We start from the raw sequence: 734 nt of genomic DNA, 5'->3' as shown, positions 1-734 counted from the left end.
TGCGCTGTGTTCAGTAGTTGTTTGGCTTCTTTTAACTGACGTTCCAACGTCTCAACGTCGGTTTGGTACTTGTCTTTAAGGCTCGCTAATTCCTGCTTAAGCGCCTCATTTTCCATTTTTAATTTTTTTGATCCGAACATATTTTTTATAAATGCAGCAAGGTTTTAAAAAATTCATGTTAAATCAGTTGGATAAGCAATGCACCATGACTTTCATATACTTGTTCATTTTTGTCACATTTTTTATGTGGGTTTTCATAAAAAGAGCGAAAGTCGCCCCTATCAATGTGAACGTGGTCAACACTGAGTGACGGATGAGTGAATCTAAATGGAAAGCTATGGAATAGAAAAGGGCGGGTGGAAGATAGGGGAAGAGGGCTCTTCCCCTTAGTATTTCGAGTGCTGAGGTTTTACTTTATGTGGAAAATTTGTTCAGTTTCAAGAGACGTCATCGCGCGAATTTGACGCCAAATGTAGTAAAAAATACCAAACATCATCAACATGCTAGGAATGGCGATCATCGGGTAGCTGTAAAGTGTCAACTTACCGAGCTCTTCATTGAAGGCCGCGGTGCCTGATGGACTGGTGACGATCCACGTAGCAAGGAAGTAGTTCATTGCAGATGAGAATGCAAAGGTGCTTGCGAACAAGTAGTTCGAAGACATTAGGCAACGTTCGAACGCATCGGTTTTACCATTTTCTCTCAAACGCTCGTTGATCAACGCGAGGTTCAAA

The 734-nt window shown here is 41.4% G+C and carries 1 pseudogene; it reads right to left on the bottom strand.

Going from position 1 to position 734, the window contains the following annotated elements:
• Positions 1-409 precede the first annotated feature (409 nt).
• Positions 410-734, bottom strand: a pseudogene (locus R7Q09_RS25390) (MFS transporter); the annotation flags it as partial.

Source organism: Vibrio sp. 2130-1, assembly GCF_033339515.1.
This window is presented reverse-complemented; position numbering and strand designations above follow the sequence as displayed.